Here is a 14,971-nt window from a genome sequence, read left to right on the forward strand (position 1 = left end):
AAACCGTAGGGTGGACGGCTCTGCCGTCCACGCGTTCAACAGGCGGTGGCCTGCCACCCTGTAACCGAAAGCCGCCGCGTTCCCACCCGGAGAAAATCATGCCCGACACCCTGCGCATCAACGGCCAACGCCTCTGGCACTCCCTGATGGAACTCGCCAAGATCGGCGCCACCGAGAAGGGCGGCGTCAAGCGCCTGGCCCTGACCGACCTCGATCGCCAGGGCCGCGACCTGGTCGTGCAATGGGGCCGTGACGCCGGCATGTCGGTCACCGTCGACAAGATCGGCAACGTCTTCATGCGCCGCGCAGGCCGCAACAACGATCTCGCCCCCATCGTCACCGGCAGCCACGTCGACACCCAGCCCACCGGCGGCAAGTTCGACGGCAATTACGGCGTGCTGGCTGGCCTCGAAGTCGTGCGCACCCTGAATGACCGGGGCATCGTCACCGAAGCGCCCATCGAGGTCGCCTTCTGGACCAACGAGGAAGGCTCGCGCTTCGTGCCGGTGATGATGGGCTCCGGCGTCTTCTGCGGTGCCTTCAGCCTGGAGGCCGCCTACGCCGCCAGGGATGTCGACGGAAAAAGCGTGCGCGAGGAACTGGAACGCATCGGCTACCTGGGCACGGAAGAACCCGGCCAGCACCCCATCGGCGCCTATTTCGAAACCCACATCGAGCAGGGCCCGGTGCTGGAAGACGCCGACAAGGTCATCGGCGTGGTGCCGGCCGTGATGGGCCTGTCCTGGTACGACTGCACGGTCAGCGGCATGGAGGCGCACGCCGGTCCCACGCCGATGGGATTGCGCCGCGACGCGCTGCAGGTGGCAACTACCATCATGCAGGAGGTGGTCGCCATCGCGAACCGTTATCCGCCTTACGGACGCGGCACGGTCGGCATGGTGCAGGTGTTCCCGAACAGCCGCAACGTGATCCCGGGCCAGGTGAAGTTCAGCATCGACCTGCGCAATGTGAACGATGAGTTGCTGAACACCATGCACGAGGAGATGCTCGCCTTTGTCGCGAAGACGCGAAGCGAGACCGGCCTCGGCATCGAAGTCGAGCGCGTCTCCTACTATCCGCCTTGCCCCTTCCACCCGGACTGCGTGAACGCCGTGCGCGCCGCCACCGACAAGCTGGGCTACCCGGTCATGGACGTGGTCTCCGGGGCCGGCCACGACGCCATCTACGCCGCCCGCGTGGCCCCGAGCGGCATGATCTTCGTGCCCTGCAAGGACGGTATCAGCCACAACGAGATCGAGGACGCCAAGCCCGCGCACCTGGAAGCCGGCTGCAACGTGCTGCTGCATGCGATGCTGGAGCGGGCACAAGTGGTGGAGTAAGGTCGCGCAGTCGATCATGGCGTGAGGGCAGGGACGCGTCCGCTGCATGCCGGCAAACGCGGCTAGAATGGCCGCATGCCGAGCAAACTCCCTACCTTTCCCGGTCCGCTGACCGCACGCGGCGCCGTGCTGGCGGTGCTGTTGTCGAACGAGGACCAGACCGGTTCCGAACCGCTGCAGGGCCGCGTGACCCTGGCCGCCATCGTGCGCACCCTGAAGCGCAAGTATCACTGGCCGATCGAAACCCACAGCTTCCCGGCGAACGCCGCCGACGGCCGCGCCACCTGGGCCACGGTCTACAGCCTGCCGGAAAATGTGATCGCCAAAGCCCTGGAGCGCGGAGGACGCGACTGGTTGCGCGCGCGCAAGCAGGCCCGGCGCGGCCTCGCACACCTCGAGTAGGGTCGACGGCTTTGCCGTCCACGCTTTCAAACAACGGGCGCATGTCGCACTTTTTTATAAGGGACTCCTGCAGCTTGTGCTTTTGATCTGGCTCATATCAACTGCGCCACGCCGCGCTTGTCTGTGACTTCCCGCCGTCCTACTTTGTAAAGATGCAGCCGGTCCGCGCCCCTGCAACCGGCAGCCACGACAAAGGGGAAGCATCATGAGCTATCGTCTCGAAGGCAGGCTATTGGAAGTCTGCAACTGCAAGGTCCTGTGCCCGTGCTGGATCGGCGAAGACCCCGACCACGGCACCTGCGACACCATCGTCGCCTGGCACATCGACAAGGGCGCCATCGACGGCGTCGACGTCGGCGGACACACGCTGGCCGCCGTGTCCCATCTGCCCGGCAACATCCTGAAGGGCAACTGGCGCGTCGCCTTCTTCGTCGACGACGGCGCCAGCGATGAACAAATGGACGCGCTCCTGAAGGTCTACAGCGGCAAGTCCGGCGGCGCGGTGGCCGAACTGTCCAAGCTGATCGGCGAAGTGGTCTCGATCGAACGCGCACCGATCACGTTCACGGTGAACGAGGGCAGGGGAGAACTGGCCATCGGCAGCGATTACTATGCCGAGCTCGAACCCTATCGCGGCCCGAGCGGCAACACCACCACGCTGACCGAAACCATCTTCTCGACCGTGCCCGGCGCCCCGGTTTTTGTGGGCAAGGCGCCGGTCTACCGATCGCGCAACGACACCCTCGGCATCCACCTGAACCTGCGCGACCATAACGCGCTGCAAAGCACCTTCGTGTTCGAAGCATGAGCGCAGCGGCCAACGCGCCGCGCGTGCGGCGCCATACCCGCGTATTCGCGCCGCTGCTGCTGGCGCTGGCGGCGCTGGCCTGGCTGACCCTGTGGATCTGGGCCGGCAGTCCCTGGGGGCGCTATCTCGACCACGGCGACTGGACCGCCTCCGGCCCGGCCGCCGCGCTGTGCCGCGCGCTGCCGGCCGGCGACATCGTGGTCCCGCTGCTGTTGTATGCTGTGGCCTGGATCCTGATGACCGCCGCGATGATGCTGCCCACCACATTGCCGCTGTTCGACGCCTTCGACCGCCTGACCGCCAGCCGGCCCGACCATGGCCGCCTGCTGGTGCTGCTCGGCCTCGGCTACATGGCCGCCTGGGGCGCCTTCGGCATCCTCGCCCACGGTTTGCACACGGGCCTGCTGGCGTTGATGAACCAATCGCCGCAGCTGGCCTGGAACGGCTGGATCGTCGGCGCCGCGGTGATCGCCGGCGCCGGCGCCTTCCAGTTCAGCCGCCTGAAATACGCTTGCCTCGACCGCTGCCGTTCGCCGCTCGGCTTCATCATGACGCACTGGCGCGGCCGCGACCACGGCCGCCAGGCCTTGCTGCTCGGCCTGCACCATGGCGCCTATTGCGTCGGCTGTTGCTGGGCGCTGATGCTGCTGATGTTCGCCGTCGGCGCCGGCAGCCTGGGCTGGATGCTGGTGCTGGCAGTTGTGATGGCCGTCGAGAAGAACGCACCCTGGGGGCGCCAGTTCGACAAGTTCGTGGGCAAGCCGCTGGGTGCGGCGCTGCTGGCCTGGTCGGCACTGCTGGTGGCCAGCCATGCGTGACCTCGCCACCAGCCGCCCGCGCTTGTCGACGCTGGCGTTCACGGCGGCGGCGATGCTGGCCTTTGCCGCCAACTCGCTGCTGTGCCGGCTGGCGCTGCTGCAAGGCGGGATCGACCCGGCCAGCTTCGGCGCGGTGCGCATCGTTTCCGGCGCCATTGCGCTGGCGCTGATCGTGCGCTGGCGTGCGGGCGGCGCCGAGGAGGCCGGTGGCGACTGGCTGTCGGCGGCGATGCTGTTCGCCTATGTCGCCTTCTTTTCCTTCGCCTATGTGAGCCTGGCGGCCGGTAGCGGCGCGCTGATTTTGTTCGGCGCCGTCCAGCTGACCATGTTCGGCGCCGCCCTGCGCGCCGGCGAGCGCTTTGCGCCGCTGGCTTGTGCCGGCCTGGCCGTGGCGGCGCTGGGCCTGGTCTATCTTGTCCTGCCGGGCGTCAGCGCACCGCCCATTGTGGGCGCGGTGCTGATGGCATTGGCCGGCGTGGCCTGGGGCGTGTATTCGCTGCGTGGACGCGGCGCGCTCGATCCGCTTGGCGCCACGGCCGGCAACTTCCTGCGCGCCGCACCGATGGCGCTGGTGTTGTGGCTGCCCTTTGTCGGCGGCGCGCATGCCGACGTGGGCGGCATCCTGCTCGCGGTGGCATCGGGCGCCATCACCTCGGGTGTCGGCTATGCGCTCTGGTACACGGCGCTGCGCGAACTCAGCGCGATGCGCGCGGCGACAGTGCAGCTGTCGGTGCCGGTGATTACGGCCTTCGGCGCGGTGCTGTTCCTGGCCGAGCCATTGAGCCTGCGGCTGGGAGTGGCCTCGGTGGCGATCCTCGGCGGGATTGCGCTCGTGCTGGCGGGCCGGGCAAGAGCGTAGGGTGGTCGGCTCCACCGGAGACGATGCGCATACCTGGCTTGTGCGCCGCCCACGCGTTCAACGCACGCCAGCGTCGGCGCAGCCTATCCATTTACCTCTGTTCGGAAGACAGTCGAACACGTGGGCGGCGCACCCGCCGCGGATGCGCATCGTCTGCGGCGTAGCCGTCCACCCTACGCCTGGGTCGTCTGCTTTTCCATGTACACGGATGGAATGCCGATGCCCGAGCGGTGCGGGTACAGCGCTTCGCGCAGGGCGATGAACCCGGCGCGCTGGTAAAAGGGCACGGCGTTCAGCGAGGCCGAAAGAAACAGTCGCCTGCAGCCGGCCGCACGCGCCATGTCTTCGGCGGCCGCCAGCAGCATGCGTCCGATGCCGCGCCCATGTTCGCCCGGCTCGACAAACACCGCATCGACTTCGCCGCTGACCACGTCCACTGCGGCATACCCAAGCATGCGCCCGGCTTCCTCCGCGACGGTGGCGCCGCCCGCTGCAATCAAATGTGACAAGCTGTCCGGCGCCGGAGACGCCAGCCAGACATCCAGCACATCCTGCGCATAATGCCCGGCGCAGCCATGGGCAACCGCGCGCGTACGCAGCGCCCACAAGGCGGCGACCTCGTCACCGCGCGCCGGCCGCAGGGCGATCATGCGCTCGTCGACACGCTGCGCAGGAAATCCAGCAGCACCTGCCCCGCCAGCTCGGCGTCGTCGGCCGTCATGGTCTCCAGCGGATTGTGGCTGATGCCGCCGTTGCCGCAGCGCGTGAACAGCATGGCGACCTCCGTGATCTGCGCCATCTGCATCGCATCGTGCCCGGCGCCCGACAGCAAGTCAAAACGCGGCACGCCGGCACGCTCGACCGCTGCCCCCAGCGCATCCATCAGGCGCGGCGAGCAGGGCGCCGCTTCCGCTTCCACGATCTTCCACAGCTTTTCGTCGATGCCGCGCCGCGCGCAAATGGCGCTGATGCCGGCCAGGATATCGTCCACCGCCGCCAGGCGCACGGCGTCATCGGCCGCGCGGATGTCGAGCGAAAGCTTGCAGGCGCCGGGGATCACGTTCACCGAGCCGGCCGGCACTTCGAGCTGGCCGACGGTACCGACCAGCGACGCGACGCCGCTGCAGCGCGATTCGACCAGCAGCACGATCTCGGCGGCGGCCGCGGCGGCATCGCGCCGCATGCCCATCGGCGTGGTGCCCGCATGGCTGGCGACGCCTTCCAGTTCGACCAGGTAGCGCGAGCTGCCGGCAATCGCCGTCACCACGCCCACCGGCAAGCCGCGCTCCAGCAGCACCGGACCCTGTTCGATGTGCACTTCGACGAAGCCGAGCAGGTCCTCCGCCCGCCGCGCAATCGACGGGATCGCCGCGGGATGGTGGCCGCTTTCGAGCAGCGCCTGGCGCATGCTCACGCCGTCCGCGTCCTGGGTGTCGAGCCGGTCCAGGTCGAACTGCCCGGTGATCGCGCTGCTGCCCAGGAAGGTACTGCGAAAGCGTACGCCTTCTTCTTCCGCAAAGCCGACCACCTCGAGGTGATACGGCAAACGCTCGCCACGCGCCTGCAGCGCGCGCACGATGGCAATCGGCAGCAGGATGCCCAGGCGCCCGTCGTACTTGCCGCCGTTGCGCACGGTGTCGTAGTGCGAGCCGGTCATCAGGGTCTTGGCGTTTGGATCCAGCGCGGCGTAGCGGCCGACCACGTTGCCGACCGCATCGATATGCGTTTGCATGCCGGCCTCACGCATCCAGGCTTCGATCTGGTCGGCAGTGCGGCGGTGCGCCGGCGTCAGGTAGGCGCAGGTCAGGCCCGCGTCGGTATCGCTCCAGGCGCCGAGGATCTCGGCCCAGTCCATCACCTGCGCGCCGATCGACGGCGTGACGCCGAGCAGGGCATTCAGGCGGATCTCGGCGATGCGGTGCACTTGGCGCAGGGCTTCCGCCAGCTCGTCGCTGCGCGCATGCTTCAGGCGCCGCGCAAAGGTGTCGATGATCGCCGTGCGCGTCAGCCCGCGCCCGGTCGGGCCTTTGACGGCCAGGATGAAGGGGAAGCCGAACTTGTCGTTGTACGCGGCATTCAAACGCTGCAGTGTGGCGTATTCCTCGGCGCTGCAGAGGTTCAGGCCGGAGGCCGCCTGTTCGCCCGTCGACTCGGCCGTCAGCTCGCCGGCAATCGCCGCCTTGCCCGCCAGCTCGGGGTGGGCGCGCAGCAGGCCCAGGCGCTCGTCCTCCGAAGCCGTATCGACCACCGCCTGCAAGGCCAGTTTCAGCGCCGCCAGCGAGGCAAAGGGACGCGCGCTCGCGGTCCGCTGCGCAATCCAGGGCGAATGCTCGTAGATGCCGTTCAGGGCCGCGCCAAAAGCGGCGGCGTCAAGTGTGTTCAGGCTGGAGAGGGTAGTCATGATCGGCCTCGCATGGTTCGAGCCTTCGATGATAAAGCCGGAGGGCGCCCCTGCCTATACGGGCGCCGATATAGTCACTTCTGCACCAGCGCCCGCGCCGCCTGGCTCACCTGATCGCGCAGCCATTTGTGTTCCGTCGACTGGTGCACGCGCTGGTGCCACAGCTGGTAGAAGCGCATCGGCGGAAACTTGATCGGCATGGTGAAGGTCTTCAGCGGCAGTGACTTTTCATAGAAGCGCATGAACTGGCGGCCGGTGGTCAGCACCAGGTCGGTCTGGGTCAGCATGTACGGAATCAAGCCGAAGTAGGGCGACTCGACCGCGATCTTGCGGTGCAGCCCAGAGCGCGCCAGGAAGGAGTCGATCACGCCGTGGTAGCCCGGCAGCATCTGCGAGGGCGCCACGTGGGGCAAACTGAGGTAGTCTTCGATCGTCATCGCGTCGGCCTCGGTGCGCTTGGCGTAGGGGCTTTCGGCGCGCATGGTGCAGACGATCGGGTCCTCGAACAGCTTGGAGATGTGCAGGTGCGCGGGCGGCTCGTCCCAGTTGGCGATCACCAGGTCCATCTCGCCGTCGGACAGCATGCGCAGGTAGTCGGTGCCCGGCCCCAGGCTGTGGATGGCCACGCGGCTGTTCGGCGAGCCGCGCCGGATCGAGGCGACCACGTTCGGCAGGAACTGGGTGTCGAGGTAGTCGGGCGCGGCGATGTGGAAGGTGCGCGCTGCCGCCTCGGGCACGAAGGGCGACTTCTTGACGAACAGGCTCTCGGTTTCGTCGAGGATGCGCTTGGCCGGTTTCAGCAGGCTTTCGCCGTGCTGGGTCGGCACCATGCCGCGTGCGCCGCGCACCAGCAGCGGGTCGCCGGTCAGCTCGCGCAGCTTGCGCAGCGAGGCCGAGATCGAGGGCTGGGGCTGGTTCAGTTTCAGCGCCACGCGCGAGACGTTTTTTTCTACCAGCAGCAGGTAGAGGATGCGGATCAGGTGCAGGTCGAGGTGCTGGGGCAGGCTGGCCATGGGGAATGTTGGACGTATATTGGTTCGATTATGTCGAATATACGGCATATTTCATGTTGTAGAAAATGAAAACGGCGTATCTTCGTTGAAATATCGCCACGAATAAGATGAGGTACCCCTGCATGGACGTATTCGGATACCTGGCTCCCTACGGCCTCGAATGGCTGAATTTGCTGGTGCGCTGGCTGCACATCATCACGGGCATCGCCTGGATTGGCGCTTCTTTCTACTTCGTCTGGCTCGACAACACCATCAAGCCGCCCGCGCCGGATTCCGACCTGGCGAAAAAAGGCGTGGCTGGCGAACTCTGGGCCGTGCACGGCGGCGGCTTCTACAACCCGCAAAAATACCTGGTGGCGCCGGCCACGCTGCCGAAGGAACTCCACTGGTTCAAGTGGGAAGCCTATTCCACCTGGCTGTCCGGCTTTGCGCTGCTCTTCATCGTCTACTACCTGAACGCGCAGGCGATGATGGTCGACCGCAGTGTGGCCGACCTCTCGAGCTGGCAGGCGGTGGGCATCGGCCTGGGCAGCCTGGTGGTCGGCTGGCTCGTTTATGATTTGCTGTGCAAGTCGCCGCTCGGCAAGCGCGACCTGGCCTTCGGCGTCGTCATCTTCGCCTTCCTGGTCGGCAGCGCCTGGGTGCTCACCCATTTGCTCAGCGGACGCGCGGCCTACCTGCACATCGGCGCCATGATCGGCACCATCATGGTGGCGAATGTCGCCCACGTGATCATTCCCGGGCAGCGCAAGATGGTGAACGCCATGATGGCCGGCCAGAAGCCCGACCCGAGCTACGGCATCAAGGCCAAGCAGCGCTCGGTGCACAACAACTACTTCACGCTGCCGGTGCTGTTCCTCATGATCAGCAACCACTATGCGATGACCTACCGCCACGAGCATGCCTGGGCCGTGCTGGGCGTGATCATGGCGGCCGGCGTCCTGATCCGCCACTTCTTCAATTTGCGCCACAAGGGCCGTATCGAGTGGAAGTATCCGGCAGCCGGCGTCGCGCTGTTGGCCGTGCTGGCGGTATTGATTGCGCCGAAGGCGCCGGTGGTGCAGGCACCTGGCGTGGATACGGCGGCCCAGTTCACCCAGGTGAAGCACATCGTCGACCAGCGCTGCGTCAGCTGCCACGCCGCGAAACCGACGCAACCCGGCTTTGCCACCGCGCCGGCCGGCGTGATGCTCGAATCGCCTGAACTCATCAGCCAGAACGCGGCTCGCATCTACCAGCAGACCGTGCAGCTGAAAGCCATGCCGCTGGCGAACCTCACCAACATGACCGATGCCGAACGGGCGCAGGTCGGCGCCTGGTTCGAAGCCGGCGCCAAGACAGGAAGCCAATGATGGATACGCAAGCGAGACAAGGGCTGCTCGACTGGATCGACGCCCACTTCGACGAGCAGGTCGCCTTCCTGCAGGGCGTGGTGCGCATTCCCACCGATACCCCGCCGGGCAACAACGCGCCGCATGCCGAGGCCGTGGCGGAGATGGTGCGCGCCTTTGGATGGGAAGCCGAGCGCCACGCGGTGCCGGCACAGCTTGTCGCCGACTACGGCATGGAATCCATCACCAACCTGATCGTGCGCCGCCCGTATGGCGAGGGCCCGACCATCGCGCTGAACGCCCACGGCGACGTGGTGCCGCCGGGCGAAGGCTGGACCAAGCCGCCCTACGGCGCCGAGATCGAGGACGGCTATTTGTACGGGCGCGCCGCCGCGGTCTCGAAGAGCGACTTCGCCACCTACATCTTCGCCGTGCGCGCGATCGAGGCGCTGGGCCTGCCCCTGAAGGGCGGGGTCGAGCTGCACTTCACCTACGACGAGGAGTTCGGCGGCCTGCTCGGGCCGGGCTGGCTGCTCGAGCAGAAGCTGACAAAACCCGACCTGGTGATCGCGGCCGGGTTCAGCTACCAGGTCATCACCGCCCACAACGCCTGCCTGCAGCTGGAAGTCACGGTACACGGCAAGGCCGGTCACGGCGCCATGCCCGAGACGGCGCATGATGCATTGCAGGCGGCCGCGCGCATCCTGAATGCGATTTATGGCCAGTTGCCCGAGCTGAAGAAGATCAAGTCGGGCGTGGCCGGGATCGACTCGCCTACCATGCTGGTCGGCCGCATCGACGGCGGCACCAACACGAATGTCGTGCCGGGCAAGGTGGTCCTCAAAATGGACCGGCGCATGATTCCCGAGGAAGACCCGGTTGCCGTGGAAGCCGGGGTGCGCGCCCTGATCGAGGAGGCGGTGCGGGGCTTGCCCGGCATCCGCGTCGAGATCCGGCGCCTGCTGTTGTCGCATGCCTTGCGTCCGCTGCCGGGCTCCGAACAACTGGTGGCGAGCCTGCAGCGCAATGGCCGCGCGGTGCTGGGCGAGGAGATTCCGGCCGTGGGCACGCCGCTGTATGCCGACGCCCGCCTGTACGGCGAGCACGGCATCCCGGCCGTGATGTACGGCGCCGGCCCGCGCACGGTGCCGGAATCGAATGCGAAAAAGGCCGACGAAAAGCTGGCGCTGGACGACCTGCGCAAGGCGACGAAGGTGGTGGCGCTGACGCTGGTCGATTTGCTGTCTGCATGACGCTGCATGCACCCTGAGCCGTGATAGGCTAGGGGTTCCAACCGAACAGAGGGCAAGCGATGGCACAGATCGATCTGTCGAACTACAACCTCGGCGAACTGAAAGGCTTGCAGTTCGACGTCGAGAAGGAACTCAAGGAGCGCCAGAAGCAAGACCTGCGCAAGGCGCGCGAGCAGGTGCTGGCGATCGTGCAGGAAGCCGGCATGTCGGTCGACCAGTTGCTGGCCGACCGCGGTCAGGGAAAAGGCAGGGGCAAGCGCAAGAAGCCGGAGGCCTGAGCCGCGTTACCGTCCCCGCATCGAACGTTCGATTTTCTGGTCGGTCTTGTACTGGCTCAGGGCATAGACCGCCCAGATCGCGGCCGGCAGCCAGCCGATCAGGGTCACCTGCAGGATCAGGCAGATGATGCCGGCGATCGGGCGGCCGATGGTGAAGAAGGTGAGCCAGGGGAGGATCAGGGCAATGAGAAGGCGCATGGGGGTTCCTGGAATAGTGGGATAAGGGAGCCCGAAGAACCGGGCGTGTCTGTCGAAATCTTATAACAGGCACGCCGGGGCTCAGCACACCGTTGCCGCGTTTGTAGGGTGGGTTCTCGAACCCACCGGACAATAGACCGCCATGCAGCGTCATGTTGGTTCGAGCACCCACCGGGCGACGGTCTGCATGCACCGTCGTGGTGGGTTCAAGAACCCACCCTACGGCTGACCAACCGGATTCGTCTTGCCCAAGGACTCCGCCATCCGCACCAGCCGCACGAACTCGGCGCGGTAACCCTCCGCATCCTTGCCGCGCGCCTCGTTTGCCAGGCTGGCGATATCGGCATAACTGTAGTCCGCCACCGGCGCTTCGCCACGCAGGCGCTGGCCGAAGGCCGCCACCGCCACCGCAAAGCGCGCGTCTTCCGACGCCGCATCGAAAGCCTTGCGCACGCTGGCCGCACGCACCGCATGCGCGGTCTCGCGGCTCGCGCCCTGTCCCGGCAGCTTGTAGCGCACCTTCACGAAACAGAGCTCATCGCCCTTGGCGGCAGGCGCCGCCTTCTTGCCGTCGCCATAGCGCAGCGGATCGACCAGCTTGCCCGCCTCGGAGGCCGGCGTGATCTCGTAGATGGCGGTGACGGTGTGCCCGGCGCCCATGTCGCCCGCATCGACCTTGTCGTCCTTGAAATCCTGGCGCGCCAGCATGCGGGTTTCGTAGCCGATCAGGCGGTAGGCGGCCACCTGTTTCGGATTGAATTCAACCTGCATCTTGACGTCGTTCGCGATCGGGAACATGGTCGATCCGAGTTCTTCCTGCATCGCCTTGCGCGCTTCCAGCAGCGAGTCGATGTAGGCGGCGTTGCCGTTGCCGGACTGGGTCAGGCGCTGGATCAGGGCGTCGTTCAGGTTGCCCGTGCCGACGCCGAACACCGAGAGGTAGACGCCGCTCTTGCGCTTGTCGGCGATGAAGCGCTCCAGCTGTTTCGGGTCGGTGATGCCGATGTTGAAGTCGCCGTCGGTGGCCAGGATCACGCGGTTCACCGCCTTCGGGTCGCGGTGGCGCTCGGCCAGCGCATAGGCGCGCTGCAAACCGTCGCCGCCGGCGGTGCCGCCCGCCGCGCGCAGGCCGTCGAGCGCATCGACGATCTTCTGCTTGTCGCGGCCCAGGGTCGGCTCGAGCGCGACCTCGGTGCCGTTGGCGTAGGTGACGATGGACACGCGGTCGTTCTCGCGCAGGCTTTCCGCGAACAGGCGCAGGCCCTGCTGCAGCAGCGGCAGGCGGTCCGGTCCCCCCATCGAGCCGGAGACGTCGATCAGCAGCACCAGGTTCAGCGGCGGACGCTCGGCCTGTGCCAGGTCGAAGCCGCGCACGGCTACGTGCAGCAGCTGGTTGCCGGCGCGCCAGGGGCTGGGCATGACTTCGGTCGTTACGGCGAAGGGCGCGTTACGCGTCGTCGGCGCGGCGTAGCGGTAGGGGAAGTAGTTCACCATTTCCTCGACGCGCACGGCGCCCGGCGGCGGCAGGCGCCCGCCGGTCAACTGGCGCCGGACGAAGGCGTAGGAGGCGGTGTCGACATCGGCGCTGAAGGTGGACACCGGATGCTCGGCCACCAGTTGGGTGGCGTTCGCTTCCTTGTCCGGGAACTTGTCGGCCTGGGGCGGTGCGATGATCAGGTAGCCCGGCGCGGGCGCGCGCTTCAGCATGGCCTGCGGCGCCGCGATCGACGAGCCGGTGACGGTCACGCTGCGCGGGGCCGCCGGGGCGTAGGTGGATGCCGAAGGAGGTGGGGGCGGAGCGGGGGCGGGCGCCTCGGCGACGGCAGGCGCCCGTGCCGCCTGCCGGTCGGGCGTCGAGACACTGCAAGCGGCCAGGACGGCAGCGCCCAGCGCCAGGAGCGCGGGCGTACGCAGGGAACATCTCATGATCGGACCTCCTTCGGATTATTATGCCGATAAGGTGCAACAACCATGCCGGATTTGCAACGGCGCTTACAACCTGTAATCCTTTATGCTGACGGCATCGGTTCAGCGGGCATCGTCGGCATCGAGCGAACGCGGCACGATCGCGAACTGTGGCGCCTTGCCGTAGTCGGGCTTGACGCTGCGCGACATGAAGCGCGCCCAGGCCTTCCTGCCGGCCTCGCCGCCGACGTCGGCCGCATACGCCAGCGCCGGCTGCATGTTCGACGGGAACCCGATCGGCGTGCCCGCATAGCCGCCCATGTCGCCGACCTGGCGCTTGGTGGCGGCCGCCAGTTCCGGCCCGGCGCAAGGCAGCCCGGCCAGCTCGCCCATGGTGCTGCGGTAGGCCTGGGCGATGCTGTCGTAGATCGGCGCGCCGGGCGCATCGCGCACGGTGATCGTGTAGTTGGCGCCATCGACCCAGCAGGCGCCTGCGCCGACCATGCGCGCGATCGGGAACTTTGCCTTCCACTTCAGCAGCGGCTGGGCATCCTTGAAGCCCAGCTCGGCCACGTGCCCGACCGCCGAAGTGAAGAAGTCGTCCTGCCAGGGCGCCACCGCCGTCTTGCCCTTGTAGACCACGGCCGGCTTGTTGTCGACCACGCCGAGGCGGTTGGCGGCGGGGTTGTCGCTGTAGAGCGCGTTGTAGTAATCGAGATTGCTCTTCAGGATGGCCAGGAAGTCGCGCTTGAGCGGGTGGCTGTCCGGCGTGACGTAGGCCGCTTCGGCCAGCGTGCGCAGGCTCCAGGCCTGGCCGCGTACCTGGTGCGGTTCCACCAGCCCGCGGATGTTCTTGCGGTAGCCGGGATTCGAGTAGAACACGTTCCACATGGCCCAGAACTGCAGCTCTTCCAGGTAGTAATGGTCGCCGGTGACAAGGTAGGGCAGGTAGGCGAACGCCGGCTGGTGCGCGCTGTCGACTTTATAGGGCGTCTTGCAGGCGTCGGGCGCGCAGCGCGGAAAGCCTTCCTGCTTGCCGGTCTTCGGATTGCGGGTGTCGCCCGGATTGCCGAGGATGGTCATGTAGGGGTAGTCCATCAGGCTGACCGGCAAGGCCGTGCGCTTGTCGCGGTAGTGCACCGACCAGCTGCCCGCCAGGTCGGCGGTGCCGAGCGTGACCTGCTTCGCGCGCGGGTCCATGCTGAGCAGGTACATCGCGGCCCAACCCGGCAGCAGGCCGATGTCGTTGCGCCCGCCGGTGTTGGGCATGGCCGGACTGGCGGCGCCTACCCCCATCGGCTCGGCGCTGGAACCATCGAACTTGTCCATCAGCGTGGCCAGCGCCGCATCCGACACCACCACCGACCGGTCGTAGTTCGGCAGCGCGCGTGACGCGATCAGGTAGGCCGTGTCGTGGCGCAGGTGCACGGCGGGCGCGGCGCCGCGCCAGGTCAGGGTGCGCCAGCGCGCGTGGTGCAGGTGGGTGAAGTTTTTCTTTGCGTAGACCGTGTCGTCGCCCACCTTCAGCTCGACGTCGTAGGTGAAATTCCGGGGCGCCGCCTCGTAGGCCCAGTTATTCTCCACCACCACGTCGACGCGGGTCTTGCCGGTGCCGGCGTAGCTGCGGATCGCGAAGCGCGCCGCCAGGTGCGGGTGTTCCTCGCCTTTCGCATTGCGCAGCGGCGCGGCCACCTGCAGTTCGGTGACGACCGGGCCGTTCAGCCAGACCTGCGGCTTTTGCTCCTTCAGCAGGCGGTCGGCGGACGCCGTGTAGCGTTCGCCGTCGATCGTGATGGCGACGCTGGCGCCGCTGTCGAGGTCCGGCCTGGCGCGCGCATCGTCGCTCCTGGCGCCGCCCTTGACCAGGGCGATGCCGGCGCCCTGTCCCTTCGCCAGGCGCGGCAGCAGGGCGGAGATGACCGCGTGGCGCACCGAGCCGTCCGGATGGGTGGCCTTGACGTCGACCTGCAGCGGCAGGGTGCTGCCGTCGGCCAGTTTTCCCGACAGGCCCGCGCCGCGCGGCAGGTCGCCGGGTGCGAATACCTGGCCGAAGGTGAGCGGCACTTTGGTCTGTTCGCCCGCCGTGTTCTCGACCACCACGCCGGTAATCCCGCCGGCGGGAATGGCCGCCTTGCGTGCCGGCGCCGCCGCAGCCGCGGGCTTGCCCGGCGCTGCCTTCGCCTGCTCCGGCGCGGCCGTGCCGTGGCGCGCCGACACGACGCGGCTGTCGTCCACCTTGCCGGTGGTCGGCAAGCCGACAAAGCCATCCTGGGCATGGACGGCGCCGCTGGCGAGTACGAGGCAGACGGCGAAACGGAGCGGAGAATGAAGAAGCGTCATGGACATCGGATCAAGTAGCAAGGTG

The 14,971-nt window shown here is 67.3% G+C and carries 14 protein-coding genes; 8 read left to right on the forward strand and 6 right to left on the reverse strand.

Features of this window, described 5'->3' with window-relative positions:
• Positions 1-98 precede the first annotated feature (98 nt).
• The 5 genes from QPK31_RS20695 to QPK31_RS20715 all read left to right on the forward strand — a co-directional run bounded on the left by QPK31_RS20695 (position 99) and on the right by QPK31_RS20715 (position 4,227).
• The gene (locus tag QPK31_RS20695; protein WP_290424776.1) at positions 99-1,340 is read left to right on the forward strand and encodes a Zn-dependent hydrolase; all 1,242 of its coding nucleotides are present in this window, start codon (positions 99-101) and stop codon (positions 1,338-1,340) included.
• 75 nt (positions 1,341-1,415) lie between these two features.
• Positions 1,416-1,742: a hypothetical protein gene (locus tag QPK31_RS20700; protein WP_290424777.1), complete on the forward strand. Its 327-nt coding sequence runs from the start codon at positions 1,416-1,418 to the stop codon at positions 1,740-1,742.
• 205 nt (positions 1,743-1,947) lie between these two features.
• A complete protein-coding gene (locus tag QPK31_RS20705; RefSeq protein WP_290424778.1) occupies positions 1,948-2,550 on the forward strand; it encodes a DUF1326 domain-containing protein in 603 nt (200 codons plus the stop codon).
• Positions 2,547-3,368, forward strand: coding sequence for a DUF2182 domain-containing protein (locus QPK31_RS20710; RefSeq protein ID WP_290424779.1), 822 nt, complete (start codon positions 2,547-2,549; stop codon positions 3,366-3,368). The genes QPK31_RS20705 and QPK31_RS20710 overlap by 4 nt, the downstream gene beginning before the upstream one ends.
• Positions 3,361-4,227 carry a DMT family transporter gene (locus QPK31_RS20715; protein ID WP_290424780.1) on the forward strand — a complete coding sequence of 289 codons (867 nt, stop codon included), beginning with the start codon at positions 3,361-3,363 and terminating at the stop codon, positions 4,225-4,227. Before QPK31_RS20710 ends, QPK31_RS20715 begins: the two co-directional genes overlap by 8 nt.
• A gap of 173 nt (positions 4,228-4,400) precedes the next feature.
• On the opposite strand, the gene QPK31_RS20720 is transcribed toward QPK31_RS20715, so the two are convergent.
• The 3 genes from QPK31_RS20720 to QPK31_RS20730 form a co-directional block, all read right to left on the reverse strand.
• Complete coding sequence (locus QPK31_RS20720) at positions 4,401-4,877, reverse strand: GNAT family N-acetyltransferase (protein ID WP_290424781.1); 477 nt, start codon at positions 4,875-4,877, stop codon at positions 4,401-4,403.
• Positions 4,874-6,628, reverse strand: coding sequence for an allantoate amidohydrolase (locus QPK31_RS20725; protein WP_290424782.1), 1,755 nt, complete (start codon positions 6,626-6,628; stop codon positions 4,874-4,876). Before QPK31_RS20725 ends, QPK31_RS20720 begins: the two co-directional genes overlap by 4 nt.
• 74 nt (positions 6,629-6,702) lie before the next feature.
• Positions 6,703-7,641, reverse strand: coding sequence for a LysR substrate-binding domain-containing protein (locus QPK31_RS20730; RefSeq protein ID WP_290424783.1), 939 nt, complete (start codon positions 7,639-7,641; stop codon positions 6,703-6,705).
• A 122-nt stretch (positions 7,642-7,763) separates the two neighbouring features.
• Here QPK31_RS20730 and QPK31_RS20735 point away from each other — a divergent pair, with 122 nt between their 5' ends.
• Genes QPK31_RS20735 through QPK31_RS20745 form a run of 3 tightly spaced genes read left to right on the forward strand, consistent with a single transcriptional unit; the run spans position 7,764 to position 10,503 of the window.
• Positions 7,764-8,993 (forward strand): urate hydroxylase PuuD, encoded by a 1,230-nt coding sequence (locus QPK31_RS20735; protein ID WP_290424784.1) that lies wholly within the window; start codon positions 7,764-7,766, stop codon positions 8,991-8,993.
• Complete coding sequence (locus QPK31_RS20740; RefSeq protein ID WP_374045830.1) at positions 8,993-10,225, forward strand: M20/M25/M40 family metallo-hydrolase; 1,233 nt, start codon at positions 8,993-8,995, stop codon at positions 10,223-10,225. The genes QPK31_RS20735 and QPK31_RS20740 overlap by 1 nt, the downstream gene beginning before the upstream one ends.
• A gap of 59 nt (positions 10,226-10,284) precedes the next feature.
• Complete coding sequence (locus QPK31_RS20745) at positions 10,285-10,503, forward strand: hypothetical protein (RefSeq protein WP_290424786.1); 219 nt, start codon at positions 10,285-10,287, stop codon at positions 10,501-10,503.
• A 6-nt stretch (positions 10,504-10,509) separates the two neighbouring features.
• On the opposite strand, the gene QPK31_RS20750 is transcribed toward QPK31_RS20745, so the two are convergent.
• From QPK31_RS20750 to QPK31_RS20760, 3 genes are all read right to left on the reverse strand, one after another.
• Positions 10,510-10,701 (reverse strand): YqaE/Pmp3 family membrane protein, encoded by a 192-nt coding sequence (locus tag QPK31_RS20750; protein ID WP_229437895.1) that lies wholly within the window; start codon positions 10,699-10,701, stop codon positions 10,510-10,512.
• A gap of 219 nt (positions 10,702-10,920) precedes the next feature.
• Positions 10,921-12,627 carry a VWA domain-containing protein gene (locus QPK31_RS20755; RefSeq protein WP_290424787.1) on the reverse strand — a complete coding sequence of 569 codons (1,707 nt, stop codon included), beginning with the start codon at positions 12,625-12,627 and terminating at the stop codon, positions 10,921-10,923.
• Between the two features lie 102 nt (positions 12,628-12,729).
• The gene (locus QPK31_RS20760; protein ID WP_290424788.1) at positions 12,730-14,946 is read right to left on the reverse strand and encodes a hypothetical protein; all 2,217 of its coding nucleotides are present in this window, start codon (positions 14,944-14,946) and stop codon (positions 12,730-12,732) included.
• Between the last annotated feature and the right edge of the window lie 25 nt (positions 14,947-14,971).

Origin of the sequence: Massilia sp. YIM B02769, from assembly GCF_030411995.1 — a bacterium.
Taxonomy (GTDB): domain Bacteria; phylum Pseudomonadota; class Gammaproteobacteria; order Burkholderiales; family Burkholderiaceae_D; genus Telluria.